The organism is Catenulispora sp. EB89 (genome assembly GCF_041261445.1).
Taxonomy (GTDB): Bacteria; Actinomycetota; Actinomycetes; order Streptomycetales; family Catenulisporaceae; genus Catenulispora.
Genome location: NZ_JBGCCU010000068.1, coordinates 1 through 1,181, shown reverse-complemented (window position 1 = coordinate 1,181; position 1,181 = coordinate 1). Strand labels below are relative to the sequence as shown.

Annotated in this window: 2 protein-coding genes; both read right to left on the bottom strand. The window is 66.5% G+C overall.

Translation table 11 applies throughout. The annotated features are described in order from the left end of the window. Positions 1-24: 24 nt before the first annotated feature. On the bottom strand, positions 25-630 hold the full coding sequence (locus ABH920_RS50040; RefSeq protein WP_370356994.1) for a transposase: 606 nt from the start codon (positions 628-630) through the stop codon (positions 25-27). After that, a complete protein-coding gene (locus ABH920_RS50035) occupies positions 603-1,100 on the bottom strand; it encodes a winged helix-turn-helix domain-containing protein (protein ID WP_370356992.1) in 498 nt (165 codons plus the stop codon). Before ABH920_RS50035 ends, ABH920_RS50040 begins: the two co-directional genes overlap by 28 nt. Positions 1,101-1,181: the final 81 nt, after the last annotated feature.

Sequence of the window (1,181 nt, the reverse complement as noted above, 5' to 3'; positions counted from 1 at the left end):
GCTAGAGAGTTCTCGCTGCGGGTGTTACGGGGGTAGTGGATCAAGTCCAGTCTTGGCGAGGAGTCCGGCCAGGAGTCCGGGTCGGTACTGCATGCGTCGTAGCCGTTGTTTGACGATCTGGTGGAGCTGGTCGATCTCGCGTTTGATGAGGTTGACCAGCCCGGATTTCATCACCGCCCACACGCCCTCGACCGGGTTGAGTTCGGGGGCGGTGGTCGGTAGGTAGAACACGGTCAGCCAGGCTCGGGTGCTGATCAGCGCACGTATGGTCGCCGACTTGTGCCGGTTCAGGTTGTCCCACACCAGCACGATCGGGGCCCGGAGCTGTTGGTGGGCGCCGTCGAGCAGGCGGATGAAGTCGTGCTCGTCGAAGCCCTTCTTCTCGTTCTTCCAGCCGTGGTAGACCAGGCTGCGGTGGATCAGCCGGACATGCGGCCGCGCCGCCGGACGGAAGGCGATCAGGGCAGCGAGGTTGACCCGCTTGGTCCCGGCGTTAGAGACCTTCACCACCGGTGTTACGCCACGTCGGCCCCAGGTGCGGCCGCGCGGCGGTTTGAGCCCTTGGCCAGCCTCGTCCTCGAAGCAGATGTACGCCCCCAGGGCTACGGCCGTGCTTTTATGCTCGGCCACGTCTCCTCACGCCAGGCGGCGATGGCCTGCTCGTTACGTTCGACTGCACGCCGGGTCGGTACCTGCCAGCTGGCCCCGATCCGGGTGAGCATCTCGTGTAACGCCCCGGAGGAGTGGAACCGGACACCGAACCGAACCCGGATCAACTCGGCGATCCTGGAAAGGGTCCAGCGCTGGTCGAGGTAGCCGTGCGCTGCCGGGCCAGCCTCGATCAGTGCCATCAGCTCCTGCTGCTGATCGACGGTCAGCAACGGCTTGGTCCCGGCCGCGCCCTTGGACACCAGCGCGCCGGGACCACCGGTCTGCAACGCGTGGCGCCACCGGTTGACCGACATCTTCGTCACCCGGAACCGCCGCGCCACCTGCTCATCGGTCTCACCTGCGACGATGAACTCCGCTGCGGCCATCCGCACCTGCTCGCGCCGGGCCCTGGCCGCGGCATCGAGCCCGCCACCTTGCGCATACCTCACAACGACGACATAGCGCGCCGGCTACTGCATGTCAGCGTGGCGCACCCCAGCGAAACTCCCGAGCCGAGAACTCTCTAGCCG